This is a genomic window from Pseudomonas putida group bacterium ESBL64, from assembly GCF_045277175.1.
GTDB classification, from domain to species: Bacteria; Pseudomonadota; Gammaproteobacteria; order Pseudomonadales; family Pseudomonadaceae; genus Aquipseudomonas; species Aquipseudomonas alloputida.
On the sequence record NZ_CP145799.1, the window covers coordinates 2,746,495 to 2,772,677 of the forward strand.

Below are 26,183 nucleotides of genomic sequence, written 5' to 3' on the forward strand. Positions count from 1 at the left end.
TCCTACAACGGCCTGTGCCCCCCGGTGTATGTCCACCGCAGATCGGTGCGTAGGAGCGGGTTTACCCGCGAAAGGGCCAGCACAACCACTGCAAATACCCCAGGCAAAAAAAAGGGGCGCCGACCAAGCGCCCCACAAGCCGTAAAGCACACAACAGTTTTCAGTTGGCGTCCAGCAGTGCCATCGCCTCGGCACTGCACGCTTCGATCCGCGCCCAGTCACCGTTCTTGATCCAGCTGCTGTCGAGCATCCAGGTTCCCCCCACACACATCACGTTTGGCAGTGCCATGTAGTTGCGCACGTTGGCCGGGTTTACACCACCGGTAGGACAAAAACGAATATCGCCGAACGGGCCACCAAAGGCCTTGATCGCCGCTACGCCGCCGCTGATTTCCGCCGGGAACAACTTGAACCGGCGGTAGCCCAGGGCATAGCCCATCATGATTTCGGACGGCGTGCTGATGCCCGGCAACAGCGGGATTTCACTGTCCACGCCAGCCTCGAGAATGTCCTGGGTAATGCCTGGGGTAACGACGAACTGCGCGCCCGCAGCTTCAACCGCCGCGAACATGCTGCGATCGAGCACGGTACCGGCGCCGACACACAGCTCCGGGCGCTGCTCACGCAGCACCTGAATGGCCTTGAGGCCATGCTGTGAGCGCAGGGTCACTTCCAGGGTACGGATGCCGCCAGCGGCCAGGGCGTCAGCCAGCGGCAGGATGTCTTCCTCACGAGCAATGGTGATTACCGGCAGGATGCGCGCCTTTTTGCAAATGGCGTCGATCCGCGCGGCTTTATCAGCCATCGAGAGCTTGGGCTGTGGGCGTTCAAGGGTGGTCATGACTGTGGATCCTTGGCTCATGGGCACCAGTAGATGTCCAGGGGGTCGTGAAGAAAAGCGCGAATCGGCATTTCAGTAAGGTCGTTGCCCGCCAGCGCGGCGCGCAGGGTAGCGAGTTTGCCCTGGCCTTGCACAGACAGCGCGATGAAGGCCGCGCTGGCCAGCAGCGAACGGGTCATCGACAGGCGCTGGTGCGGCACGCTCGGCGCCAGCAATGGCAGGCAGCGGCGCGGGCCGGCCGGGTCCAGGCCTGCTTCCAGGTTGGGACTGGCGGGGAACAGCGAGGCGGTATGGCCATCGTCGCCCATGCCCAGCACCAGCACGTCGATCGGCGGTAGCTCGGCCAAGGCCTGGTCAGCTTTGAGCGCAGCTGCATCGAGGTTCTCCGCCTGCTGGTACAGGCCAACGAAACGGGCCTTGGCCGCTTCGCCCTTCAACAGGTGGCGGGCCAGCAGGCCGGCATTGCTGTCAGCGTGCTCCACTGGCACCCAGCGCTCATCAGCCAGGCTGACGATGACCTTGGCCCAGTCCAGGCGCTCGCTGGCCAGCTTCTCCAGGAACGGCACCGGGCTGCGGCCGCCAGACAACACCACACAGGCCTGCCCCTTGGCGGCAATCGCGGCGCGCAGGCGCTCAGCCACATCATGAGCCAAGGACACGGACAGTGCCTTGGCATCCGCCAGTTCATGAGCCTTCACGGCCGCTGGCAGTTTCAATTCAGATATCCCCATACCACGCCCTCCCATCGCGTGTGATCAGTGCAATCGAGCTCATCGGCCCCCAGGAGCCCGCCGCGTATGGCTTGGGCGCATCGCCCGCATTACGCCAGCCGGCGATCAACTGGTCGCACCACTTCCAGGCGTACTCGATTTCGTCCTTGCGCACGAACAGGTTCTGGTTGCCGCGCATCACTTCGAGCAACAGCCGCTCGTAGGCATCCGGAATTCGTGCACTGCGCCAGGCATCGGAAAAATTCAGCTGCAATGGGCCACTGCGCAGTTGCATGCCCTTGTCCAGGCCCTGCTCCTTGGTCATCACCCGTAAAGAAATGCCTTCGTCCGGTTGCAGGCGGATGATCAGCTTGTTACCGATCTGCAAACGCTGTTCCGGGGCGAAGATGTAATGCGGCGTTTCCTTGAAGTGAATGACGATCTGCGACAGTTTTTGCGGCATGCGCTTGCCGGTTCGCAGGTAGAACGGCACGCCCGACCAGCGCCAGTTACGGATGTCGGCGCGCAGGGCGACGAAGGTTTCGGTGTCGCTCTGGGCGTTGGCGTTGTCTTCTTCCAGGTAACCAGGTACCGGCTTGCCTTCGCTGTAGCCGGCAATGTACTGGCCGCGCACCACACTGGTGCTCAAACCGTCACCAGTGATCGGTGCCAGGGCCTTGAGCACTTTCACCTTCTCGTCGCGGATGGCATCGGCGGACAGTTCGCTGGGCGGGTCCATGGCGATCAGGCACAGCAACTGCAGCAGGTGGTTCTGGATCATGTCGCGCAGTTGGCCGGCCTTGTCGAAATAACCCCAACGGCCCTCGATACCGACCTTTTCCGCGACGGTAATCTCCACATGGGAGATGGAGTTCTGGTTCCACTGGGTTTCGAACAGGCTATTGGCGAAGCGCAGGGCAATCAGGTTCTGCACCGTCTCTTTGCCCAGGTAGTGGTCAATGCGGTAAACCCGGCTTTCAGGGAAAAACCGCGCAACGGCATCGTTGACCCGGCGCGACGACTCCAGGTCGTGGCCAATCGGTTTCTCGAGCACTACCCGGGTGCGCGCAGCCAGCCCGACCTTGTCGAGGTTTTCGCAGATGGCCCCATACACCGCCGCCGCCGTGGCGAAGTAGGCGATCAGCGGCAGCTCGCCCGGCAGTTGCTCGGCCAGGGCCTGATAGCCCTCGGGCTGAAGGAAGTCCAGATGCTGGTAATTCAGGCGGGCGAGGAAGCGACCCAGCGCGGCAGGCTCGATATCTGCCTCGGGCACGTGCCGACGCAGGTGGGCTTCGATGCTGTCCAGGTGCTCCTGCGCACTGCCGACCTCACGGGCGAGGGCCAGCAGGCGAGTGTCCGGGTGCAACAGGTTGGCCCGGTCGAGCTGGTAGAGCGCAGGAAACAGCTTGCGCAATGCCAGGTCGCCGAGGGCGCCAAACAGGGCAAAGGTGCAAGGTTCGACACTGATTGCAGCCATGATGTTGGTTCTTTCCTAAAGTTGGTCTAGGAATACCGCTTTCACACACGGTTTTCAAGGGATAATGTAGTAAAAACCACAACATTACACGCAAGTGTTACAGACAAGTGGTGCGCCAACCGCACCGACAGTACGATAGACGACCGTGCAAAAAGCCTGCTGCTCCCACAGCCGGCTGTCTTCCCGACCCAAGGACACACCCATGGACCGCGTGCGAAACCTCCTGGAACAGATCCAGGGCCGCCTCGACGAGCTGAACAAGGCCGAACGCAAAGTCGCCGAAGTCATCCTGCTCAACCCGCAACAAGCCACCCGTTTCAGCATCGCTGCGCTGGCTCAGGCGGCCAAAGTCAGCGAACCGACCGTCAACCGCTTCTGCCGCTCGTTCGGCGTCAGCGGCTACCCCGAGCTCAAGCTGCAACTGGCGCAGAGCCTGGCCAGTGGTGCTGCGTATGTCAGCCGCGCAGTGGAGGCCGACGATGACCCGGCCGCCTATACCCAGAAGATCTTCGCCAGCGCCATCGCCTCGCTTGACAGCGCCTGCCAGCAACTGGACCCGCAACAGGTCAGCCGCGCTGTGGACATGATGATCCAGGCCCGGCAGATCCACTTCTTCGGCCTCGGTGCCTCGGCCCCGGTGGCCCTGGATGCGCAGCACAAGTTCTTCCGCTTCAACCTGGCCGTGTCGGCCCACGCCGATGTGCTGATGCAGCGCATGCTGGCCTCGGTCGCCCACACCGGCGACCTGTTCGTGATCATTTCCTACACCGGGCGCACCCGCGAACTGGTCGAAGTGGCGCGCCTGGCACGTGAAAACGGCGCTTCGGTGCTGGGCCTGACCGCCGCGGGCTCGCCACTGGCCAATGCCTGCAGCCTGAGCCTGCACATCCCGCTGCCGGAAGATACCGACATCTACATGCCAATGACCTCACGGATCATCCAGCTGACCGTGCTCGATGTACTGGCCACCGGCATGACCCTGCGCCGCGGCGTGGACTTCCAGCCCCACCTGCGCAAGATCAAGGAAAGCCTCAACGCCAGCCGCTACCCGATCGAGGACGACGAACTCAACTGAGCCGGTGCGCCTGCAAACGCAGGTGCGCACGCTGCCCAGGCGCCAGGCTCAGGCCTTCACCACTGCCGCTGGTCGCCTCGACGCAGACAAAACGCTGCGACTCGCGGCCAGTCACCCCCATCAGCGGGCGATTGCCAGGGTGCCAGACCACGGTGTCGTCGCTGTCACCGGTATCGATGCACAGCTCGCGCTGCCAGGCCGGGTCCTGCAATTGCACCCGTGGCGTACCGGGGTAGACCTTCTGGCACCCGCCCTTGAGCTTCAGCGCGCCATCTTCACGGCAAGCCTGGCGGTTGAGGCGGTCGTAGCCCTCAATATCTTCCAACCCAGACAGCGCTATCTCGGACACGTCACTGATGCGCCAGTACGCCAGCAGTGCATGGCTCAACTGGCAGGGTTCGCTGTCCTGATGCTCGGTGCTCAGGCTCAGTTCCATGCGGCTACCCAGCCGGGCGTGCAGGTCGACCTGCCAGTCGCACAGGTCCAGCCGCCATTTCAGGGTCACGCCCTCCTCGTCCTCACGGCTGTCCACCAGCTTCCAGTCCAGCAGCCGCGCCCAACCGTGGGCCGGCCACAGGTCTTCGCTGGGATGACGGCCATACCAGGGCCAGCACACCGGCACACCCCCCCGGATCGCCCCAACCTGCGGCCACTGTTCGGCGCACCACAGCCACGGCCGTTCACCCGCTGGTTGAAAGTGCAACAACTGCGCGCCCTGGCGGCTGAACACCGCCTGGCAACGGGGGTGATCGATGATCAGGACATCGCGCTGCTGATAACGCTCCCACTCGAATGTCGGCCGGGGCCGCTGCGAGGAAAAGAAGCGATGGAGCGGATGTTCGGGCATGGTTCAGAGCTCTTGTTGTTTGAGATAGCGCTGTCTCGGCCTATCCCCAACACCCACTGCAGACCAGTGGGTGCCGGGAACCGAAAATGGATTGGCGTAAATTTACAACAAGTTGCCTCAGAATGACGACTGAATCTTCAAGCCAGCGACCAGCGCGTTATCCACCTCGTCCACCCCGCCAGGGCTCTTGATGTACTGCAGGTTGGGCCTCACGGTCAGCCAGTTGGTGACGTGGAAGCCGTAGTAGAGCTCTGCGTTGTATTCGGTACGCTGCAGCGGTACGAAACCAGGGTTGTCGTAATCGTTGATGCCGCTCTGTGCGTTGAGCAGTTCGGCGCGCTTCTTCACGTCGTCATTCACATGAATTCGCGCCACGCCGAAGCCGATATCATCCTTGGGCCGAGCGTCGAAAGCGCCTTTGTAGACCAGCCCCACCTGCTGGTAGTTGTCGACCACGTTGGTGGCCTTGTCGTGCACGGTGAAGTTGGCGAACAGGCTGAGGCCACGGTTGACGTCGCCGCCATGGGCAGTGACCTGCTGCTGCGCCACCACCCACCATCCGTGCTTGCTGGAATGCGACTTGAAGGCCTCACCGGTCAGCGCCTGCGGGTTGCCGTTGACGTCGTCGTACACATCGTCAGCCTTGGCCGTGCTGTAGTAGTAACCCAGGCGGTACTCGCCCGGCAGACCATTGACCTTGGGCGACCACACCGCTTCCACCGGCAGGATCGCACCCTTGGTACCGCTACCGCTCAGCTTGAAGCCGTTGCCGGTTTCCAGGTTGGAGGGGTTCTGCTCGAAGGCCCCGACCTGCACGAAGAACGCCGGGGTGATGTTGTACTTCACCCGCAGCGCCCACTGGCTGACCGGCCAGTTGTACCAGATGCCGCCCACCCAGTTGCCCACCTGCGAGCCGCAGAAGGCCAGGTTCTGGAAGTCGCAAGGGAAGCTGTTGAAGTCCTCCCCCTCGCCAAAACGGCCAAATTTCACGTCAAGCGCGCCGTCAAAGTACTTTTGCTTGATCCACATCTGGGTCAGGCGCCAGGTCTGGCCACGGCCCCAAACCTCCTGCACCGAGCTGAACTGCCCGGCGCGCGGGTCGCTGATGCGGTCGTTGGACAGGTTGCGACCGCTTCGCTCGGTGATCGCCAGCTTGAACTCGGCATCATGCCAGCCCAGTATCTTCTGCAAGTCCAGATGCGCGCCGAGGGCGAACTGGTCGCTGTAGCGTGCGGTCTTGTCGTCGTTGTAGCCGCCATGCAGGTTGCCAGCCACCTCGCCCACATAATCGAGGGTGAAGTCATAGCCCTTGTCCAGCAGCTCGGTCCGGGTGCCGCCCCAGTCGCCGGTCATCCATTTGGATTCGCTGGAAAAAGCCTCGGCAGCCTGTGTACCGCTGCTGCCTACAATTGCAAGCAGGGCCAGCGATCCCAGTGTCTTGATGCGTTTGCGCTGTTCCATCCCTTTGCGTCCTCTTTTTCTTATTGATGGTGTAGACGATTCAACGGCCTTTGAAGTGAGCCACGTTGTCCTTTGCGGTTGCGCCAGTGCCGGCCAGGTGCAGGCGCTCGCCATTGGCAGCGTCGAACAGCAGCACCCGGGCTGGGTCGAATTGCAGGTTGAGGGTGTCACCCACCCGGCACGCCACATCTGGCGCCAGGCGGCAGCACACCTTGGTCTGGTTGAGCGTGACGAACACCAGTAGGTCCGGCCCGGTGGGCTCTGTGACCTGCACCTCGGCGCGGATAGCCGGCAAACCATTGCCGTCAGCAGCGCCCAGGGCAATCTGCTCAGGGCGGATGCCGAGGATGATCTCGCGCCCCTCAAGCGCGTCAGCAGCCCCCCCCAAGGGCAGCTCGCAGCGCGCCTGGCCGCTGTCGAGCAACGCCAGCAAGCGGCCGTCCTGCCTGGCCAGACGCACCGGAATGAAGTTCATTGGTGGCGAACCGATAAAGCTGGCCACGAACTGGTTGGCCGGGTCGTTGTAGATCTGCTGCGGGGTGCCGAACTGCTGGATGATGCCGTCCTTCATCACCGCCACCTTGTCGCCCAGGGTCATGGCCTCGATCTGGTCATGGGTGACGTACACCGTGGTGGTCTTCAGGCGCTGGTGCATCAACTTCATTTCGGTGCGCATTTCGACCCGCAGCTTGGCATCGAGGTTGGACAGGGGTTCATCGAACAGGTAGATCTTGGGTCGCCGCGCCAGTGCCCGGCCCATGGCCACGCGCTGCTGCTGGCCGCCGGACAGCTGCGCCGGCTTGCGCGCCAGCAAGTGTTCGATCTGCAGCAACTTGGCCACCCGCGCCACTTCCTCATCGATGGCGGCCTGGGGCAGCTTGCGGATCTTCAGGCCGAATTCGATGTTCTCGCGCACGCTCATGGTGGGGTACAGCGCATAGGACTGGAACACCATGGCGATATCGCGGTCCTTGGGGCTCATGCCACTGACGTCCTGCTCGTCAATGAGGATGGCGCCGCCGGTGATCTGCTCCAGGCCGGCGATACAGTTCATCAAGGTCGACTTGCCGCAGCCCGACGGGCCCACCAGGATCAGGAACTCGCCATCCTTGATCGACAGCTGGATGTCCTTGAGGGTATCCGGCAGGCCGCTGCCGTAGGTCTTGTTCACATTGCGAAGTTCGAGCGTTGCCATGGCTTACCCCTTGACCGCGCCGGCCGTCAGCCCGCGCACGAAATATTTGCCTGCCACCACGTAGACCAGCAGGGTTGGCAGGCCAGCGATCATCGCTGCCGCCATATCGACGTTGTATTCCTTGGCCCCGGTGCTGGTATTGACCAGATTGTTCAGGGCTACGGTAATCGGTTGCGAGTCGCCGCTGGAGAACACCACGCCGAACAGGAAGTCGTTCCAGATCTGGGTGAACTGCCAGATCAGGCAGACCATGATGATCGGCGTGGACATCGGCAGGATGATGCGGCGGAAGATGGTGAAGAACCCGGCGCCGTCCAACCGTGCGGCCTTGACCAATGCGTCGGGGATGCTCACGTAGAAGTTGCGGAAGAACAGCGTGGTGAAGGCCAGGCCGTAGACCACATGCACCAGCACCAGGCCACCGGTGGTGCTGGCCAGGCCAAGCTTGCCGAGGGTGAACGAGGCCGGCAGCAGCACAGTCTGGAACGGCAGGAAACAGCCGAACAGCAGCAGGCCGAAGAACAGTTGCGAACCTCGGAAGCGCCACATCGACAGCACATAGCCGTTCAGTGCACCAATCGCGGTGGAGATCAGCACCGCGGGCACGGTGATCATGATCGAGTTCCAGAAGTAACCGCTGACCGCTCCCCAGGCCTTGACCCAGCCTATGCCGGTAATCACTGCAGGCCAGCTCAGCAGGTTGCCGGTACTGATGTCTTCGGGGGTCTTGAAGCTGGTCAGCAGCATCACCACCAGCGGTACCAGATACAGCAGCACGGCGATCAGCAACACGGCATGGATGGCCATACGGCTGAGGCTGAGCACTGGCTTGTCGACAGGACTATGCATGGCGTTTGCTCCGCAGCTCCGAGTACAGGTAAGGCACGAGGATCGCCAGGATCGCCCCGAGCATGAGGATGGCGCTGGCCGAGCCCATGCCCATCTGGCCGCGGCTGAAGGTGAACGAGTACATGAACATGGCCGGCAAGTCGGAGGAGTAACCCGGGCCGCCGGCCGTCATTGCCGCCACCAGGTCGAAGCTCTTGATGGCAATGTGCGAGAGGATCATCAGTGCACTGAAGAAGACCGGGCGCAGGCTGGGCAGCACCACGGTCCAATAGATGCGCGGCAGGCTGGCGCCATCCATCTGCGCAGCGCGGATGATCGACGGGTCGACGCCACGCAAGCCGGCAAGGAACATGGCCATGATGAAGCCCGAAGCCTGCCACACGGCCGCGATCACCAGACAATACACCACCCGGTCAGGGTCGATCAGCCAGTCCAGGCGAAAGCCCTCCCAGCCCCAGTCACGCAACAACTTGTCCAGGCCCATGCCCGGGTTGAGCAGCCACTTCCAGGCGGTACCGGTGACGATCATCGACAACGCCATGGGGTACAGGTAAATGGTGCGGATGAAGCCCTCGCGACGGATGCGCTGGTCCAGCAGCACCGCCAGCAACACACCGATGGCCAGGCTGATGGCGATGAACAGGCCGCCGAACAGAAGCAGGTTCTTGCTCGCCACCCACCAGCGGTCGTTGTCGAACAGACGGGCGTATTGCGCAAGGCCCGCCCACTTGTAGGTGGGCAGAAAGGTCGAGGTGGTGAAGGACAGCACGAAGGTCCAGAGGATGTAGCCGTAGAAGCCCACCAGGACGATGAACATGCTGGGTGCCAGCACCAGCTTGGGCAGCCAGCGCTGAAGCGCGTCCAGGGGTGAGGCCCGCAGTTGGGCGGTGGTCGTAGTCATGTCTTGGATCCCGAGGTAGTGGCGGTGCTACGCACCGCTTCGCGGGCAAGCCCGCTCCCACAGGTCCGGCGTCATGACCAGGAACAGTGGTGAGCAGGGCCCATCTGGGAGCGGGCGTGCCCGCGAACAGCCGTTACTGGGCAGCCTTGATCGCCGCCGCCAGCTTCTTCGCCGCATCGGCCGGGTCGGCCTTGGGGTCGTTGATGTAGTTGGTCACCACATCGAAGAACGCGCCCTGCACGGCCAGCGTGGTGGCCATGTTGTGCGCCATGCTCGGTTGCAGGCCGCCGGTCTTGGCATCGGCAAGGAAGTCCTTGGCGGAGGTTTGAGCACAGGCATCGAAACCATACTTGCCCATGTCGGCAAGCATGTCGTTGCGTACCGGGATCGAGCCCTTGTTGATGCTGAAGACCTTCTGGAAATCCTCACCCAGCACCTTGCGGGCGATGTCCTGCTGACCAGCAGAGGTGCCAGCGTTGTTCTGCTTGAAAACCACCAACGAGTCGATGTTGTACAGGAAGGCCTTGTCGGTACCGGGGAACGGCACGCACTGGTAATCCTTGCCGGCGGTTTTCTTCGCCAGGGTCCATTCGCTCTTGGCCCAGTCGCCCATGATCTGCATGCCGGCCTTGCCGTTGATGACCTTGGCGGCTTCCAGGTTCCAGTCCTGGCCCTTGCCGTCCGGGTCCATGTAGGTGGCGACCTTTTTCAGCTCGGTCAGCGCCTTGACCATCTGCGGCCCGGTCAGCGTTGCACTGTCGAGGTCGACCAAGGCCTTCTTGTAGCCATCGACGCCCATCACCGACAGCACCACGCTTTCGAATACGGTGCTGTCCTGCCAGGGTTGGCCACCATGAGCCAGCGGGATGAAGCCGGCCGCCTTGAGCTTGTCGGCGGCGGAGTAGAATTCGTCGAGGGTGGTAGGCGCCTTGTCGATGCCGGCTTTTTTGAACACCTCGGGGTTGATCCACAACCAGTTGATGCGGTGGATGTTCACCGGTACAGCAACGTAATCACCGTCGTACTTCACGGTGTCGGCCACTTTCTTGTCGAGCAGCGAGTCCCACTTTTCGGCCTTGGCCACATCCTTGAGCACATCGGCGTCGAGCAAGCCGGTGGCCGCCCAGTCCTGGATGTCGGGGCCTTTGATCTGCGCGACACCGGGCGGGTTGCCTGCGACGGCGCGGCTTTTCAGCACGGTCATGGCCGTGGCACCACCACCACCGGCAACAGCGCCGTCCTTCCAGGTGAAGCCGTCTTTCTCGACCTGCGCCTTGAGCACATCGACCGCCGCCTTTTCACCGCCAGAGGTCCACCAGTGCACGACCTCGACACTGCCTTTGGATTCGGCAGCCGAAGCCCCCAAAGGAAGTAAAGAAGCCAGAGAGATTGCGGCAGCGAGACGGAGCGTGGAATTCATCGGAGCACCTTTCTTGTTGTTATGCCGTGCAAGTCGATCGCTTGCGTAGCATGAAGTCTAAACAGCGTGCCCGCCTCGTCAGGTAACGAAGCGATGCGTGAATGTCATCATCTGGTTACATAGCTGGAGCTGGCCAGGTTGCTGGCCAGGCTGGGTGCCAGCGGCAAGCCTGGCAGCAGCAGCGCCTGGTAGGCGTGGTAGAGGTCGGGCTTGCCTGGCCAGAGGGTCCCCGCTGGCCGGTTGCGGGCATCGAGTTCGTGGTGCCAGCTGCCAGCGACAGGGTCGATGAAATGGTTGGCGATAAAGCCCCAGCAGTTGCGGTACCACTGCTCGTACTGGGCTTCGCCGGTGCGCTGCAACAAGGCTGCTGCGGCGGCGCAAGCTTCGGCGTGCACCCAGTGCAGGCGTGCATGCACCACCGGGCGATTGGCCCAGTCCAGGGTGTAGACGAAACCTGCAGCGCCATCGACGTTCCAGGCATGCTGGCAGGCGGCATCGAACAATCTGCAGGCACTGTCTGGAAGCCACTGCGGGGCGAGCAACCCAGCCCGTTGCAGGCTGGCCTCCAGGTGCAACAGTAGCCGTGCCCATTCCATGGCATGCCCGGGCGTAGTGCCATAGGGCCGGAAGTGGTCAGCGGGGTGCTCGCGGTTGTAATCCGGCAGCGGCTGCCAATGGGCGTCAAAATGTTCGATGACCCGATAACCGTTGGCGGCGGCATGGGTATGGATAATGCGCTCAGCAATGCGCAAGGCGCGTTGCAGCCAAAGGCTGTTGCCGGTGGCATCGGCCAGGGCCAGGAAGGCCTCGGTCGCGTGCATGTTGCTGTTGGCGCCACGGTACGGCTCAGGCAGTTGCCATGCGCGAGAGAAGGTCTCTCGAAGGGCACCCTTGGCTTCGCTCCAGAAGTGCGTTTCGAGCACCTCGGTTGCATCGGCCAGCAACAGCTGGGCATCGGCTGCACCGGCCACCACTGCAGAGCTGGCGGCAAGGGCGACGAAGGCATGCAGGTAGGCAGCCTTGCCGCTGTCTTCCTGGCCGCCGGGGTGGGCGAACCAGCCACCGTAGCTGGCGTCCTGCATGGCCCCACGCAGGGCGGCCACACCGTGTTCGGCATAGGCCAGGCTGCCGGGAATGCCCTGCAGATGGGCCAGGGCGAAGCAGTGGGTCATTCGCGCGGTATTCATGGTTTCGGCGCAGGCGCCGGGCGTGAGCTGGCCTTTGGCATCCAGGTTGCCAAAGCCGTCGGGCAGTTTCGCGGCTTTGGCGAATGCCAGCAGGCGCTGCGCTTCGGCCAGGCGCCAGGCGGTGTGGGCCGGGGCATTGAGCCAGCTGTGAGCGGACAGGTTGAGGGAAATCATGGGCCAGCTTGATCCTTGCCAGTCGTTTGCGAATTCTAGCCAGCGGGGTCATGGCGGATGTCACGAAGGACGACGGGATTGTCACCGGGCAGTGACATTTTGGGTGCCTGTGCGGGCCTCTTCGCGGGTGAACCCGCGCCTACAACGATCGCGTCAGGTTTGCGTCGCAGGAGCGGGTTCACCCGCGAAGAGGCCCGCACTGGCACCCCAAAAATTCAATCCATACCCCGCGGCAGATACAGGGTCACCCGCAGCCCGCCCTCACGCAGGTTCAGCAAGCTCACCTCGCCCCCATGGCTATGGGCGATGTTGCGCGCAATGCCCAACCCCAGCCCATAGCCCTGCTGCTGCCCGGCCAGACGGAAATGCGGCTCGAACACCTGTTCCAGCTGCTGTTGCGGCACCCCGGGCCCCTGGTCATCCACCTGCAGCACAAAGCCCTCTGCCCCGTCGATGATACGTAGCCGCGCCCGCTCGCCGTATTTGATGGCGTTATCGATCAGGTTGCCGATGCAGCGACGCAACGCCAACGGCTTGCCCGGGTAAGGCGCCAGCGCCTGGCCCTCGACGGTGATGCGACCATCGCCCAGGTAAGGCTCGGCCAGAATCTCCAGCACCTGGTTAAGGTCGACCGGCTCGATGTTTTCGTGGATGTCGGTGTCCTTCACGCACTGCAAGGCGCCTTTGACCAGCAACTCCAGCTCGTCCAGGTCCTGGCTGAACTTGGCCTGCAATCGCTCGTCTTCCAGCAGTTCGACGCGCAGTCGCAGGCGCGTGATCGGCGTGCGCAGGTCGTGGGAAATGGCGCTGAACAGCTGGCTGCGTTCGGTCAGGTAACGGCTGATACGCTCGCGCATGCTGTTGAATGCCCGACTCACCTCGACCACTTCGCTGCCGCCAGCTTCAGCCACTGGCGCCACATCGGCACCCAGCGACATCTCTCGGGCGGCCCGCGCCAGGCGCTTCAGTGGCCAGCTTTGCCAATGCACCAGCAAGCCGATGAACAGCAACAGCAAGGCCGTGGTCAGCACGATGAAGCCGATCTGCTGGCGCGGCAGGCGTTCGGCTTCCAGCCCCGTGTACGGTTCGGGCAACAGGGAGGCGATGTACAACCATTCGCCCTCGCCCAAGCGGATCTGCGTGACCAGTACCGGGGGTTTCAGCGGCTCCAGGGTCAGCGAATAATGGGCCCATGAGCGCGGCAGCTCGTCGAGTTTGAGGCCGCTGTTGAAGATGCGCAGGTCGTCAGGCCCGACAAACTCCACGGAAATTTCCATCTGCGAACCCAGGCGCTCGTGCAGCACCTGCTGGAATACATCGATCACCGCCTGCTTGCGAGGGGTGACGGGCAGTGCCTGCATGTCCAGCGGCGTGGCGTTGAGCGACACGAAGAAACGCGTGCCACCCATGCTGCGCAATTGGTCGAGCACCAGCGGCCGATAGGCCACCGGCAGCGAGCGGAAGTAACTGACGCTGGCACTCATGGAATGGGCCAGGCTGCTGGCGCTGGCACGCAGCCCCTGAAGCTGGCTGGCCCGCAGCTGGGAAACCCAGATAATGCTGGACAACCCCTGGGCCAGCAGGACAACCAGCAAGGTCAGCAGCAGCATGCGCCCCAGCAAGGAGCGCGGCAGCAGGCGCCAGCGCCGCTCAGGGCGCACAGCAGACATGCGCCGCCAACAAGTAGCCACTGCCACGCACGGTGCGGATCAGCCGGGGAGGTTTGTCGGTATCGCGCAGGCGCTGGCGCAGACGGCTGACCGCCATGTCGACGATACGGTCCAGCGGCATCGGTTCGCGGCCACGGGTGGCGTTGCCGATGGTGTCACGGTCGAGGATTTGCTGCGGGTGATCGAGGAACAGTTTGAGCAGCGCAAAGTCGGCGCCAGAGAGAATCACCTCCTCTCCATCACGGTGGAACAGGCGGTGGCTGACCGTGTCCAGGCGCCAGTCGTCGAAGGCCAATACGGCACTGCCCGGCGCCGCCTGGCCGAACTCGGAGCGGCGCAACAAAGCCTTGATTCGCGCTTGCAATTCGCGGGGGCTGAACGGCTTGCCCAGATAGTCGTCAGCGCCCAGCTCCAGGCCGATGACCCGGTCGGCCTCGTCGGAGCTGGCGGTGAGCATGATGATAGGTACGCGCGCCTGGCGTGGGTGCTGGCGTACCCAGCGGCACAAGCTGAAGCCGTCTTCGTCGGGCAACATGACGTCAAGAATGACCAGGTCGCAGGGCGTGGTTTCCAGCGCGTGGCGAAAGCCCTTGCCGTCAGCCTCGGCATGTACCTGGAAGCCGGAGCGGCTCAGGTAGGTTTGCAGCAGTTCACGGATTTCCTGGTCGTCGTCGACCATCAGGATCGATTTGCCGGCAGTGCTCAAGGTGGTCCTTCCTCTTGTTGATTGCAGGTCTTTTGCCTGCTGTCGGGTAGTGCCATTGGCGCCGCAAAGCGGCTCCATCAGTGATCCAACGCCTGCTGCAACGCTACCCCTGCCCCCTCCAATCCGGAAAATTCCGCCGTCACCAGCCACACCGGCACCCCGGTGAAATAGCCACTCATACACCCCTTGTCGGCAAAACTCGCGGCAAACCCGCTACGCAAGAACAGCTCGGCAAAACGCGGAATCACGCCGCCCACAATATAGACCCCGCCTCGCGCGCCCAGCGTCAGCACATTGTTACCCGCCACTCGCCCAAGGAAACGACAGAACTGCTCGACCACCGCCAGCGCCCGTGGCTCACCGCCCAGTGCGGCATCGGTGATATACGCCGGGGTCTTGTGCCTGGGCGTGTCGCCGTCCAGCGCACAGATCGCCTGGTACAGCCGCACCAGCCCCCCGCCACTGAGCACGGCCTCGGCGCTGACATGGCCGATCTGACTGTGGATCTGCTGGTGGATTGCCGCTTCGCGAGCATTGCCTACCGGCAAGTCAACATGCCCGCCTTCACCCGGCAGGGCCTTCCAGTGCTGTTCGCCCAGACGCAGCAGCGAGCCCACACCCAGGCCAGTACCTGGCCCGATCACCAGTGCCGGCCTCGAGGGGTCGGCCTGGCCGGGGCACACCTCGCGGAACTCGCCTTCGCGCAGACGCGTCATGCCCAGCGCCATCGCGGTGAAATCATTGATCAGCAACAGTCGCTCGACCTGCAAGGTCTTGCAAAATGCCGTGCGGCTCAGGCGCCAGTGGTTGTTGGTGAAGCGAAATTCATCGCCATCGACCGGGCCGGCCACCGCCAGGCACACCGCCGCCAGGCCACCGCGGGCGATACCTTGGCTTTCCAGGTAGGCCTCGATGGCCTGCTCGGGGTTGGTGTAGTCCGCGGTGGCGAAAACATTTACTTCATGCAGCTGGTTGTCACGCCACAACGCAAAACGGGCATTGGTGCCGCCAATATCACCAACCAGCAGGTGCTTCATTTGAGGTGCTCCAAGGCCGAGGTAAAGGCACTGGCGCCCTGCTCTGCCGGGCTGAACGCCATGCGCATGAAGCCGAACAGCTCGCGCCCACACCCCAGGTCGTTACCCTGGGGGGCCGGCGGCAGCTCACGGCTGGCCAGTTCTTCGGCCGACACCATGATCCGCAACGTGCCTTCGACTCCGTCGACCCGCACGATATCACCATCGCGCACCCGCGCCAGCGGGCCGCCGTCGTAAGCCTCCGGGCAAACGTGGATGGCCGCGGGGATCTTGCCCGAGGCACCGGACATACGCCCGTCGGTAACCAGCGCAACCTTGTAGCCACGGTCCTGCAATACACCGAGGAACGGGGTGAGCTTGTGCAGTTCCGGCATGCCATTGCAACGCGGGCCCTGGAAGCGCACCACCGCGACAAAGTCACGCTCCAGCTCACCGGCCTTGAACGCGTCGGCCAGCGACTGCTGGTCCTGGAACACCCGCGCCGGGGCCTCGACCACCTGGTGCTCGGGGGCAACGGCAGACACTTTCATCACGCCACGGCCCAGGTTGCCCTCCATCACCCGCAGGCCGCCTTCGGCCGAGAATGGTCGCGACACCGGGCGCAGGATGCTTTCGTCCAGGCTGTGTTGCGGCCCTTCGCGCCACACCAGCTTGCCATTGTCGAGGAAGGGTTCCTGGGTGTAGCGGCGCAGGCCATGGCCGGCCACGGTGTTGACATCTTCGTGCAGCAGGCCGGCATCGAGCAGTTCACGAATCAGGAAGGCCATGCCGCCGGCAGCCTGGAAGTGGTTGATGTCGGCCTTGCCGTTGGGGTACACGTGCGACAGGGTCGGCACCACTTCGGAGAGGTCGGCCATGTCCTGCCAGGTCAGCTGGATACCGGCAGCCTGGGCAATCGCCGGGATGTGCAGGGTGTGGTTGGTCGAGCCGCCAGTAGCGTGCAGCGCGACGATGGAATTGACCAGCGCCTTCTCGTCGACGATTTCGCCCAGCGGCATGAAGCTGCCGCTGGCCTTGGTCATGCGCGTCACCTGCTGCGCAGCCTCGGCGGTGAGTGCGTCACGCAGCGGCGTGTACGGGTTGACGAACGAGGCGCCCGGCAGGTGCAGCCCCATCACTTCCATCACCAGCTGGTTGGTGTTGGCGGTGCCGTAGAAGGTGCAGGTGCCGGGGCTGTGGTAGGAATTCATCTCGGACTCCAACAGCTCTTCGCGGCTGGCCTTGCCTTCGGCATAGCGCTGGCGCACATCGGCCTTCTGCTTGTTGGAGATGCCGGAAACCATAGGCCCACCCGGGACGAAGATGGTCGGCAGGTGGCCAAAGCGCAGCGCGCCCATCATCAGCCCGGGGACGATCTTGTCGCAGATGCCCAGCATGAGTGCTGCGTCGAACATGTTGTGCGACAGCGCTACCGCCGTGGACATCGCGATCACTTCACGGCTGGCGATCGCCAGCTCCATGCCCGGCTCGCCCTGGGTCACCCCGTCGCACATGGCCGGCACGCCACCGGCGAACTGGCCGACCGAGCCGACCTCGCGCAGGGCCTGCTTGATCTGCTCGGGGAAGTGCAAGTAAGGCTGGTGGGCAGACAACATGTCGTTGTAGGCCGAGACGATGGCCACGTTGGCCGCGTTCATCAGGCGCAGAGTCTGCTTGTCTTCGCTGCCGCAACCGGCCACGCCGTGGGCGAAGTTGGCGCACTGCAGGCTGGCACGCATGGGGCCTTCACTGGCCGCACCGCGAATCAGTTGCAGGTAGCGTTCGCGGGTGGCGCGGCTGCGTTCGACCAGCCGCTGGGTGACCTCAAGGATGCGCGGATGCATGTACTGGACTCCAGGCTAATTGTAAGGGCGGTTTACCGGGCATTTCCCCTCCAAACGATTGCGGCCTAGGCTCATGGTTAGGAGCCCGCTGCATCGGTGGAGGCACGTTGCCCAACCACTCGTTGTATATTTAAACAAAATACTGCCACTAAAAAGGCTTGTTTTCTATCAGCCAGTGAATAATCTTGTAATTCCAACAACAAAACCGTTTCAGTGAAGCTCCTTTGTGCCACAGGTTTCACTCGAACTGCCAGAGGTACTGCCATGACCCTTCGCATCGCCATCAATGGATTCGGCCGAATCGGGCGCAATGTCCTGCGCGCACTGTATACCCAAGGCTACCGCCAGGACCTGCAGGTCGTCGCCATCAACGACCTGGGCGACAGCACCATGAACGCCCACCTGCTCAAGTACGACAGTGTCCACGGCACCTTCGACGCGACCGTCGAGGCCGACCACGAAAGCCTGACGGTCAACGGGGACCGTATCGCGGTCAGTGCCATTCGCAATCCGGCCGAACTGCCCTGGAAGGCCGAGGCGATCGACGTGGTGTTCGAGTGCACCGGGCTGTTCACCGACCGCGCCAAAGCCGCTGCGCACCTGGCCGCCGGGGCGGGCAAGGTGATTGTCTCGGCTCCGGCCAAGGGTGCCGATGCCACTGTGGTGTACGGGGTCAACCACGACATCCTGCGGGCCTCGCACCAGGTCATTTCCAATGCTTCCTGCACCACCAACTGCCTGGCGCCGATCGCCCAGGTGCTGCACCGGGAGTTCGGCATCGAGCAAGGCCTGATGACCACCATTCACGCCTACACCAACGACCAGGTGCTGACTGACGTTTACCACAGCGACCCGTACCGTGCGCGTTCAGCCACCCAGTCGATGATCCCGAGCAAGACCGGTGCCGCCGAGGCCGTGGGCCTGGTGCTGCCGGAACTGGCCGGCAAGCTGACCGGCATGGCGGTGCGGGTGCCCGTCATCAACGTGTCGTTGGTGGACCTCACCGTCAACCTCAAGCGCGAGGCCACGGCCGAGCAGGTCAACCAGCTGTTCCTCGAGGCCAGCAAGCATTCCAAGGTATTGGGCTACAACGCCCTGCCATTGGTTTCCTGCGATTTCAACCACAACCCGCTGTCGTCGATCTTCGATGCCAACCATACCCGGGCCAACGGGCGGATGCTCAAGGTGCTGGCCTGGTATGACAACGAGTGGGGGTTCAGCAACCGGATGCTGGATAACTGCCTGGCGCTGCACCGGGCTGGCTGACGCGACCCGTGTGGGGGCAACTGTCTTGCTCAATTTCTAAAAGCTGGCGCGATCCCTGTGGGAGCGGCCTTGCGTCGAGAAAGGGCCGTGCAGCGGCCCCAAGATCTCCGCATCATGCATAGATTGCTGGGGCCGCTTTGCGGCCCTATCGCGACACAAGGCCGCTCCCATAGGGGTTGCTCAGGCCTCGTGGCAAACGTGGTCGTCGACCAAGGTATAACGCACCGTGACCGATGAATGGTTGGGGCAGGCTCAAGGTTGCAGGCCGCTCCCACAAAAAAGCACACGGCATCCCGCGACTACAATCTTTACCTTTTCCTGATACTTCCACACTTGACCTGCAGCACGGATGATAAGCATTATCATTAACCTTTCGTCGGCCAGGTCCCCCCGTGAGTCAGTCCCGGTTCAATTCCGTCTTCCTCGTTCAGCGCCTCACCCTGCTGCGTACCCTGCAGCGCATGGTCGGTAACCCCAGCACGGCCGAAGACCTGCTGCAGGAAACCTACCTGCGGGTGTCCCGCGCGCTGGGCGAGCGGCCCATCGAGCACATCGAGCCGTTTGTGTTTCAGACCGCGCGCAACCTGGCGTTGGACCACCTGCGTGCACGCCGGGTGCAGGCACGCATGCTGGTCGACGACGTGCCCGACGAAGTGCTGCACAGTGTCGCCGCGCCCGCCACCAGCAGCGAGGATGCCGCGCACGCCGAGCAGTTGCTCAAGCACCTCAGCGTCAGCCTCAATCAACTGAGCGAGCGCCAACAACGCATTTTCATCCTAAGCCGCCTGCATGGCGCCACCTATCTGGAAATCGCCGAACAACTGAGTGTTTCGCCCAGCACGGTACAAAAGGAACTGAAACTGATCATGGCAATCTGCATGGGTGTTGCCGAACGACTCAAGTAAGCTGACCGCAGGCGAACGGCAACGCAAAGCCCTTGCCACACCCCGCCTTAGTCTTGATCATTCGCAAAAAACCATTCAAGGATTCACCGTGACCGACAGCCCCGCCCCTCGCCCGTCACCTGCCAGGCCTATTGCCCGTGCTCGTGCCATGGACGAGGCGCTGGACTGGCTGGTGCGCCTGCAATGCGCAGATGCCGAGGACACCCAGGCCTTTGAAGCCTGGCTGAGCGCCGCGCCCGAAAACGCCGAGGCCTATGTCGAGGCTGAGGCACTGTGGAACGGTGCGCCGTTGCATCAGGTGGCCACGCACATGCACCAGCGGCAACGCCGCTCATTACGCGGGCGCCTGCGCAGTCACTGGAAACCCCTGGCCACCGCGGCGATGCTGCTGGTCGGGCTGTTCACCGTCGGTAACCTGCCCATGCGCCTGCAGGCCGACCACCTTACGGTGGTCGGCGAGCGCCAGCGCTTGCAACTGGAAGACGGCGCAAAAGTGCTGCTCAACACCAATTCAGCGTTTGCCAGCGAACGCCAGGACGGCCGCCAGGTCGCCCGCCTGCTACAGGGCGAGGCTTACTTCCAGGTCCCCGAGGGCGCTCAGTTGCCGCTGGAGGTTGAAGCCGGGCCGTTGCGCGCACAGGTGCGCGACACCGACTTTGCCGTGCGCTACCTTGACGGCGAGGCCCAGGTACGGGTGCAACGCGGTGATGTCGACCTGCAGGGGGAGCGCGACCAGCGCATCCGCTTGACTGCCGGCGACAGCATCAGCGTCGGCCCCCAGGGCTTTGGCCAGCGCCAGCGCCCCGACATGCACAAGGACCTGGCCTGGATCGACGGCCGTCTGGTGTTCGAGAACTGCCCGTTGAGCCAGGTACTGGCCGAAGTGCAGCGCTACTACCCGGGCTGGATCATCAACCGCAATGCGCAGCTGGAGAACGTTGCCGTCACCGGTAACTATCGCCTCGACCAGCCGCTGGAAACCCTGCGCGCACTGGCCCACATCACCTCGGCACAACTGCATGAGTACCCGGCGCTGGTCATCCTGAACTGACCCCTGAATTATTTTTACGCGATCGCACTCGCCCGCCCGTCTCGTTATAGCCAATGCAACTGATTCTTGTTTAAAGCAAGAACAGCCATCACCTATAACAGCCCGCGCGTCTGGGAGCGCTTCCGATGTCCACTGGTCCTACCCGCTCGTCCAACCTTCCCCGCCGTACAGGACAACTGTCCCTGTTGACCCTTGCTCTGCTCGCCAGCGGCGCCTGCAGCCTGCCGGCGCTGGCCGCCGAGCCGGCCCAGGCCAGCAGCCCGCGCATGGGCGACTACCGCTTCAGCATCGACCAGCAGCCGCTGGTGTCGGCGATCAACGCCTTCAGCCAGGTCACCGGCTGGCAGGTCGGCTTCAGCGCCGAGCTGGCCGACGGCGTGGCTTCGCCAGGCGTACAAGGTTCGCTGCCGCCAGATGCTGCCCTCAAGCGCCTGTTGCGGGGCACCGGGCTGAGCTTTCGCAAGATCAGCAACGGCAATGTGGTACTGGAGCGCCAAACCGCAAGCAACGTGATCGCCCTGCAGCAGGTGACCGTCAGCGCCACCCGCAGCGCACAGGACGTCAGCCAGGTGCCGAGCACTGTCAGCGTGCAGACCCGTGAGCAACTGGACCGGCAGAACGTGAACAATATCCAGGATCTGGTGCGCTACGAGCCGGGGGTGTCGGTATCCGGAACCGGCCAACGCAGCGGGCTGAACGGCTACAACATCCGTGGTATCGACGGCGAGCGGATCCTCACCCAAGTCGACGGCGTGTCGATCCCCGACAGCTTCTTCTACGGCCCTTACGCCCAGACCCAGCGCAACTACGTCGACCCGGAAATCGTCAAGCGTGTGGAAATCCTCCGCGGCCCGGCCTCGGTGTTGTATGGCAGCAACGCCATCGGCGGTGCGGTGAGCTACTTCACCCTCGACCCGGACGACATCATCAAGCCCGGTAAAGACGTGGGTGCACGCCTGAAAACCGGCTACAGCTCGGCCGACGAAAGCTGGCTGACCTCCGCCACCGTCGCCGGCCGCCAGGGTGATTTCGACGGCCTGCTGCACCTGAGCCAGCGCAACGGCCACGAGACCGAAACCCACGGCAGCCACAGTGGCGACGGCCTGTCGCGCACCGAAGCCAACCCGATGGACGTGCGCACCACCAACGTGCTGGCCAAGCTGGGCTGGAACTACGCCGACGACGCGCGCCTGGGGTTCACCTACGAGCGCTACAAAGATGACCGCGACCAGAACATCCTCAGCGCGGTGGGTGGGCCGTTCATCCCCGGCTTTGGTGGCATGAACTCGTACCGCATGCGCCAAGGCAACGACACGATCACCCGTGAACGCTTCGGCCTCAATCATGAATTCGACCTCGATAGCGTGGTCGCAGATCACGTCAAATGGAGCCTCAACTACCAGATCGCGAAGACCGACCAACGTACCGATGAGCTGTATGTCGCCTCGGGACGCCAAGTGCTTCGGGACCGGCAGACTACCTACAAGGATCGCCAGTGGGTATTCGACGCCCAATTGGACAAGGCCTTCAGCATTGGCCAAACCGACCACCTGTTTACCTACGGCACCACATTCAAACAGGAGAAAGTAACGGGTTCACGTAGCGGCACCGGCACTTGCCTGAACATCGGGGGTACCTGTACAGCCATCGGACAGGACAGCGCGCGTGACGGCCAGGCCTTGGTCAGCGACTTCCCGGACCCGACCGTGAATACCTACAGCCTGTTCGCGCAGGATGAAATCCGCTGGAACAACTGGACCTTCATGCCCGGCGCGCGCTACGACTACACCCGTATGGAGCCCAAATTCACCGAGGAATTCCTGCGCGGTCTGGAGTCCAGCGGTACGGCGCCTACTTCCCAGGACGATTCGGACAAGAAGTGGCACCGCGTCTCGCCCAAGTTCGGCCTGACCTACGCCTTCAACGACAATTACACCTGGTACGGCCAATATGCAGAGGGCTTCCGCACGCCGACCGCCAAAGCCATGTATGGCCGCTTCCAGAACCTGGACCAAGGCTACCGCGTGGAGGGCAACCCGAACCTTGAGCCTGAAAAGAGCAAAAGCTACGAAACCGGCCTGCGTGGCAACTTCGACGCCGGCAACTTCGACGTGGCAGTGTTCTACAACAAGTACCGTGATTTCATCGACGAAGATGCCGTGCAAAGCGCCAACCTGGAACAGACCTTCCAGGCCAACAACATCAAGCACGCCACCATCAAGGGTGCCGAATTCAAGGGCCGCCTGAACCTCGACCACTTCGGCGCACCGCAGGGCCTCTATACCCAAACCTCGATTGCCTACACCTATGGTCGTAACGATGACACCGGTCAACCGCTGAACAGTGTCAACCCGCTCAAGGGCGTATTCGGCCTGGGCTACGAGCAGCAGAACTACGGTGGCTTGCTGAGCTGGACGCTGGTCAAGCGCAAGACCCGTGTCGACGACAGCACCTTTTATTCGCCTGACGGTTCTACCTCGAAGTTCCGCACCCCGGGCTACGGTGTGCTGGACCTGACCGGCTACTACAAGGTCACCGACGACGTCACCATCAATGCCGGGCTGTACAACCTTACCGACAAGAAATACTGGCAGTGGGATTCGGTGCGCAGCTACGACGGCCAGGGTGAGGCGGCTGTGACCCAGCCGGCCAACATCGACCGCCTGACCATGCCGGGGCGCAACTTCGGTATCAATGTGGTTTGGGATATCTGACCTGAGCTGCCACTAGTCGATGTGTTCCGTCAGTGCCGGCCCCTTCGCGGGTAAACCCGCTCCTACAGGAACTGCGCATGCCTTGAGCCAGTGATGCGCCTGTAGGAGCGGGTTTACCCGCGAAGAGGCCGGTACTGGCAAACCAAATACCGGCTTTTTTTACTGTCCCGCTCCCGCTGTTTCGTCTTGTATCTAGACGCCCTCTTTCCAAGGACTGCCCCATGACCGAACGCCCAGCCCTGCGCTCCCAGCGCTTGAACCAGATCACCCACGCCCCGCACGCCGAACTGGATGCCCTGGTCAAATCCCACGCGCCTTTCGACAGCCGCGAAAGCTTCGCCCGCTTCGTCGTCGCGCAGTACCTGTTCCAGTCCGAGCTGCAGGCCCTGTACAACGACCCTCAGCTGATCGCCATCGTCCCTGATCTGGCTGAGCGCTGCCGTGCCGACCAGGCCCGCCTGGACCTTGCCGACCTCGACACCGAAGTACCGGCCGCCGTACCGGGTGCCGTGGGCAAGCTGAGCCTGGGCGAGGCAATGGGCTGGATCTTCGTCTCCGAAGGCTCCAAACTGGGCGCTGCGTTTCTGATCAAGCGTGCCGTGGCCCTGGAACTGTCCGACAGCTTCGGTGCCCGTCACCTGGGGGAGCCCGCCGGTGGCCGTGCCGAAGGCTGGAAGCAGTTCACCCGCATCCTCGATGGCCTGGCGCTCTCGCCGGAAGAGGAAGCGGCTGCCGAGCGCGGTGCAGTGGCCGCTTTCGAGCGCTTCACCGAGCTGCTCAAGCACGCCTACGCTGCGGATGCCGCGCTGGTCTGATACGCCGAAGCCGGCCACCCCTCCGGTGGCCGAACCGTTTTATGCAGTGAGAACATGACCCGACCAGCCCGCTCGAAACTCGCCCGCCTGTTGTATGGAATCCTGGCCTACGTGAGCCTCGGGGTGGGCCTGGTCGCCATTGTGATTCCTGGCTTGCCGACCACCGAGTTCATCCTGCTGGCCGCCTGGGCCGCCACGCGCAGCTCACCGCGCCTGTCGGCATGGCTGGAGAACCACCGGCTGTTCGGGCCAATTCTGCATAACTGGCGCAACGGCAAGGTGATCCAGCGCCGGGCCAAGGTCAGCGCAACCATCAGCATGCTGCTGTGCGCGGGCCTGATGCTGACCTTTCTGGAACATCACTGGCCGGTATTCCTGGCAATCGCCGGCATGACCCTGGGCAACCTGTGGATCTGGTCACGCCCGGAACACGCCTGCCCTGCACCGTCACAAGCTCAGCAGCCCTGAATACAAGGCGTAGGCCGCCAGCGCGGCACCCACCAGCACGGCGGCGAAAATCAGCTTTTCCCAGGCCGTGAACAACGTCTGCCCCTGCTCATGCTTGGCCCTCGCGAACAAGATGACGCCGGGGGCGTACAGCAGCGCCGAAAGCAGCAGGTACTTGAGCCCGCCGGCATACAACAGCCACACGGCATACAGCAGGGCAACCAGCGCCACCAGCAAGTCCTTGCGCCGCAACCTCGGCTGCCCGGCATAGGTTTCTGCGCGCATCGCCAGCAACACGGCATACGCCGCAGACCACAGGTAGGGCACCAGGATCATCGACGAGGCCAGGTAGATCAGACTGGTGTACGTACCGGCGGAGAACAGCGTAATCAGCAGGAAACCCTGAATCATGCAGTTGGTCAGCCACAGGGCGTTAGCCGGCACATGGTTGGCGTTTTCCTTGGCCAGAAAGCGCGGCATGGTCTTGTCCCGCGCCGTGGCGTAAAGGATTTCGGCACACAGCAGCGCCCATGAAAGCAAGGCGCCAAGCAGCGAGACCGCCAGGCCGAGGCTGATCAGCAAGGCGCCCCAGGGGCCGACGATATGCTCCAGCACCGAGGCCAGCGAGGGGTTCTGCAGCCCGGCCAGTTCCGGTTGGGTCATGATGCCCAGCGACAACACGTTGACCAGCACCAGCAGCGCCAGCACACCCAGAAAACCGATGACCGTGGCCTTGCCCACGTCTGACCGACGCTGGGCGCGCCCGGAATACACGCTGGCACCCTCTATGCCGATGAACACGAATACGGTCACCAGCATCATGTTGCGCACCTGCTCCAGCACGCTGCCGAATTGTGGGTTGCTCAAGCCCCAGATATCCCGGGTGAAGATATCGGCGCGGAAGGCGAATGCCGCGATCACCACGAAAATCAGCAAAGGCACCACTTTGGCGACGGTGGTGACCTGGTTGATGAAGGCCGCCTCCTTGATGCCGCGCAGTACCAGGAAGTGCACCGACCACAGCAGCAGCGAGGCACAACCGATGGCGATGGGTGTGTTGCCTTCGCCGAACACCGGGAAGTAGAAACCCAGGGTGCTGAACAGCAGTACGAAGTAGCCGACATTGCCCAGCCAGGCGCTGATCCAGTAGCCCCAGGCCGAGGAAAAGCCCATGTACTCGCCAAAGCCGGCCTTGGCGTAGGCATATACCCCTGAGTCCAGTTCCGGCTTGCGGTTGGCCAGGGTCTGGAACACGAAAGCCAGGGCCAACATGCCGACTGCGGTGATCCCCCAGCCGATCAGCACTGCACCCACATCAGCACGCGCGGCCATGTTCTGCGGTAGCGAGAAGATCCCGCCGCCAATCATCGACCCGACCACCAGCGCGATCAGCGCGCCCAGGCGCAGCTTCTGTCCCGGTTCGCTCATGAGCCTCCCTTTCTTCCAGCCCTGTCATGCGTTTGAAACAGCCTTGCTGGCTATATAAATACCGTTACTTATACTGAAGCCGTGCGCCCAACCTATATCACTCATAACTGCTTTGTCTATGTACCTGCTCCCTCAAAACTAGCAGCAGTCCAGCAACTAGAAAAGAAACTGATAAAACTCGAAA

22 protein-coding genes are annotated in these 26,183 nt (G+C 62.9%); 7 read left to right on the forward strand and 15 right to left on the reverse strand.

Annotation, left to right across the window (positions count from 1 at the left end; genetic code table 11):
- Positions 1-160: 160 nt before the first annotated feature.
- Genes V6093_RS12510 through zwf form a run of 3 tightly spaced genes read right to left on the reverse strand, consistent with a single transcriptional unit; the run spans position 161 to position 3,028 of the window.
- A complete protein-coding gene (locus V6093_RS12510) occupies positions 161-841 on the reverse strand; it encodes a bifunctional 4-hydroxy-2-oxoglutarate aldolase/2-dehydro-3-deoxy-phosphogluconate aldolase (protein WP_003255037.1) in 681 nt (226 codons plus the stop codon).
- A gap of 17 nt (positions 842-858) precedes the next feature.
- Positions 859-1,572 carry a 6-phosphogluconolactonase gene (gene pgl, locus V6093_RS12515; protein ID WP_047605018.1) on the reverse strand — a complete coding sequence of 238 codons (714 nt, stop codon included), beginning with the start codon at positions 1,570-1,572 and terminating at the stop codon, positions 859-861.
- A complete protein-coding gene (gene zwf / locus V6093_RS12520) occupies positions 1,559-3,028 on the reverse strand; it encodes a glucose-6-phosphate dehydrogenase (protein ID WP_010952201.1) in 1,470 nt (489 codons plus the stop codon). Before zwf ends, pgl begins: the two co-directional genes overlap by 14 nt.
- A gap of 211 nt (positions 3,029-3,239) precedes the next feature.
- Here zwf and hexR point away from each other — a divergent pair, with 211 nt between their 5' ends.
- Positions 3,240-4,103, forward strand: a complete 864-nt coding sequence (gene hexR / locus V6093_RS12525) for a DNA-binding transcriptional regulator HexR (RefSeq protein WP_169774905.1) — start codon at positions 3,240-3,242, stop codon at positions 4,101-4,103.
- Here the strand turns inward: hexR and V6093_RS12530 are convergent.
- The 11 genes from V6093_RS12530 to edd all read right to left on the reverse strand — a co-directional run bounded on the left by V6093_RS12530 (position 4,096) and on the right by edd (position 17,373).
- Positions 4,096-4,950 (reverse strand): D-hexose-6-phosphate mutarotase, encoded by an 855-nt coding sequence (locus tag V6093_RS12530; RefSeq protein ID WP_003255044.1) that lies wholly within the window; start codon positions 4,948-4,950, stop codon positions 4,096-4,098. The two genes, hexR and V6093_RS12530, sit on opposite strands and share 8 nt — an antisense overlap.
- A gap of 117 nt (positions 4,951-5,067) precedes the next feature.
- A complete protein-coding gene (locus V6093_RS12535) occupies positions 5,068-6,411 on the reverse strand; it encodes a carbohydrate porin (RefSeq protein WP_019750578.1) in 1,344 nt (447 codons plus the stop codon).
- A 40-nt stretch (positions 6,412-6,451) separates the two neighbouring features.
- The gene (locus V6093_RS12540; RefSeq protein WP_004575642.1) at positions 6,452-7,606 is read right to left on the reverse strand and encodes an ABC transporter ATP-binding protein; all 1,155 of its coding nucleotides are present in this window, start codon (positions 7,604-7,606) and stop codon (positions 6,452-6,454) included.
- 3 nt (positions 7,607-7,609) lie between these two features.
- Positions 7,610-8,455 carry a carbohydrate ABC transporter permease gene (locus V6093_RS12545; RefSeq protein ID WP_003255048.1) on the reverse strand — a complete coding sequence of 282 codons (846 nt, stop codon included), beginning with the start codon at positions 8,453-8,455 and terminating at the stop codon, positions 7,610-7,612.
- Entirely contained in the window at positions 8,448-9,356 is a 909-nt protein-coding gene (locus tag V6093_RS12550; protein WP_003255050.1) for a carbohydrate ABC transporter permease, read from the reverse strand. The genes V6093_RS12545 and V6093_RS12550 overlap by 8 nt, the downstream gene beginning before the upstream one ends.
- 133 nt (positions 9,357-9,489) lie before the next feature.
- Entirely contained in the window at positions 9,490-10,776 is a 1,287-nt protein-coding gene (locus V6093_RS12555; protein ID WP_406669807.1) for an ABC transporter substrate-binding protein, read from the reverse strand.
- 107 nt (positions 10,777-10,883) lie between these two features.
- The gene (locus tag V6093_RS12560; RefSeq protein ID WP_047605016.1) at positions 10,884-12,137 is read right to left on the reverse strand and encodes an AGE family epimerase/isomerase; all 1,254 of its coding nucleotides are present in this window, start codon (positions 12,135-12,137) and stop codon (positions 10,884-10,886) included.
- 215 nt (positions 12,138-12,352) lie between these two features.
- Positions 12,353-13,807, reverse strand: coding sequence for an ATP-binding protein (locus tag V6093_RS12565; RefSeq protein ID WP_010952195.1), 1,455 nt, complete (start codon positions 13,805-13,807; stop codon positions 12,353-12,355).
- Positions 13,788-14,513: a two-component system response regulator GltR gene (gene gltR, locus V6093_RS12570; protein ID WP_003255055.1), complete on the reverse strand. Its 726-nt coding sequence runs from the start codon at positions 14,511-14,513 to the stop codon at positions 13,788-13,790. Before gltR ends, V6093_RS12565 begins: the two co-directional genes overlap by 20 nt.
- Before the next feature lie 77 nt (positions 14,514-14,590).
- Positions 14,591-15,550 (reverse strand): glucokinase, encoded by a 960-nt coding sequence (locus V6093_RS12575; RefSeq protein ID WP_406669808.1) that lies wholly within the window; start codon positions 15,548-15,550, stop codon positions 14,591-14,593.
- Positions 15,547-17,373: a phosphogluconate dehydratase gene (edd, locus tag V6093_RS12580; RefSeq protein WP_003255057.1), complete on the reverse strand. Its 1,827-nt coding sequence runs from the start codon at positions 17,371-17,373 to the stop codon at positions 15,547-15,549. The genes V6093_RS12575 and edd overlap by 4 nt, the downstream gene beginning before the upstream one ends.
- 264 nt (positions 17,374-17,637) lie before the next feature.
- Here edd and gap point away from each other — a divergent pair, with 264 nt between their 5' ends.
- From gap to V6093_RS12610, 6 genes are all read left to right on the forward strand, one after another.
- Complete coding sequence (gap, locus tag V6093_RS12585; RefSeq protein ID WP_014589858.1) at positions 17,638-18,639, forward strand: type I glyceraldehyde-3-phosphate dehydrogenase; 1,002 nt, start codon at positions 17,638-17,640, stop codon at positions 18,637-18,639.
- A gap of 392 nt (positions 18,640-19,031) precedes the next feature.
- Positions 19,032-19,544 carry an RNA polymerase sigma factor gene (locus tag V6093_RS12590; protein WP_003255059.1) on the forward strand — a complete coding sequence of 171 codons (513 nt, stop codon included), beginning with the start codon at positions 19,032-19,034 and terminating at the stop codon, positions 19,542-19,544.
- Between the two features lie 88 nt (positions 19,545-19,632).
- Complete coding sequence (locus V6093_RS12595; protein WP_047605015.1) at positions 19,633-20,595, forward strand: FecR domain-containing protein; 963 nt, start codon at positions 19,633-19,635, stop codon at positions 20,593-20,595.
- Positions 20,596-20,720: 125 nt separating this feature from the next.
- Complete coding sequence (locus V6093_RS12600; protein ID WP_070096425.1) at positions 20,721-23,309, forward strand: TonB-dependent receptor; 2,589 nt, start codon at positions 20,721-20,723, stop codon at positions 23,307-23,309.
- Positions 23,310-23,530: 221 nt separating this feature from the next.
- Positions 23,531-24,124 carry a biliverdin-producing heme oxygenase gene (locus V6093_RS12605; protein WP_121782918.1) on the forward strand — a complete coding sequence of 198 codons (594 nt, stop codon included), beginning with the start codon at positions 23,531-23,533 and terminating at the stop codon, positions 24,122-24,124.
- 54 nt (positions 24,125-24,178) lie between these two features.
- A complete protein-coding gene (locus tag V6093_RS12610; RefSeq protein WP_003255065.1) occupies positions 24,179-24,592 on the forward strand; it encodes a YbaN family protein in 414 nt (137 codons plus the stop codon).
- On the opposite strand, the gene arcD is transcribed toward V6093_RS12610, so the two are convergent.
- Positions 24,572-25,999 (reverse strand): arginine-ornithine antiporter, encoded by a 1,428-nt coding sequence (arcD, locus tag V6093_RS12615; RefSeq protein ID WP_003255067.1) that lies wholly within the window; start codon positions 25,997-25,999, stop codon positions 24,572-24,574. The two genes, V6093_RS12610 and arcD, sit on opposite strands and share 21 nt — an antisense overlap.
- Positions 26,000-26,183: the final 184 nt, after the last annotated feature.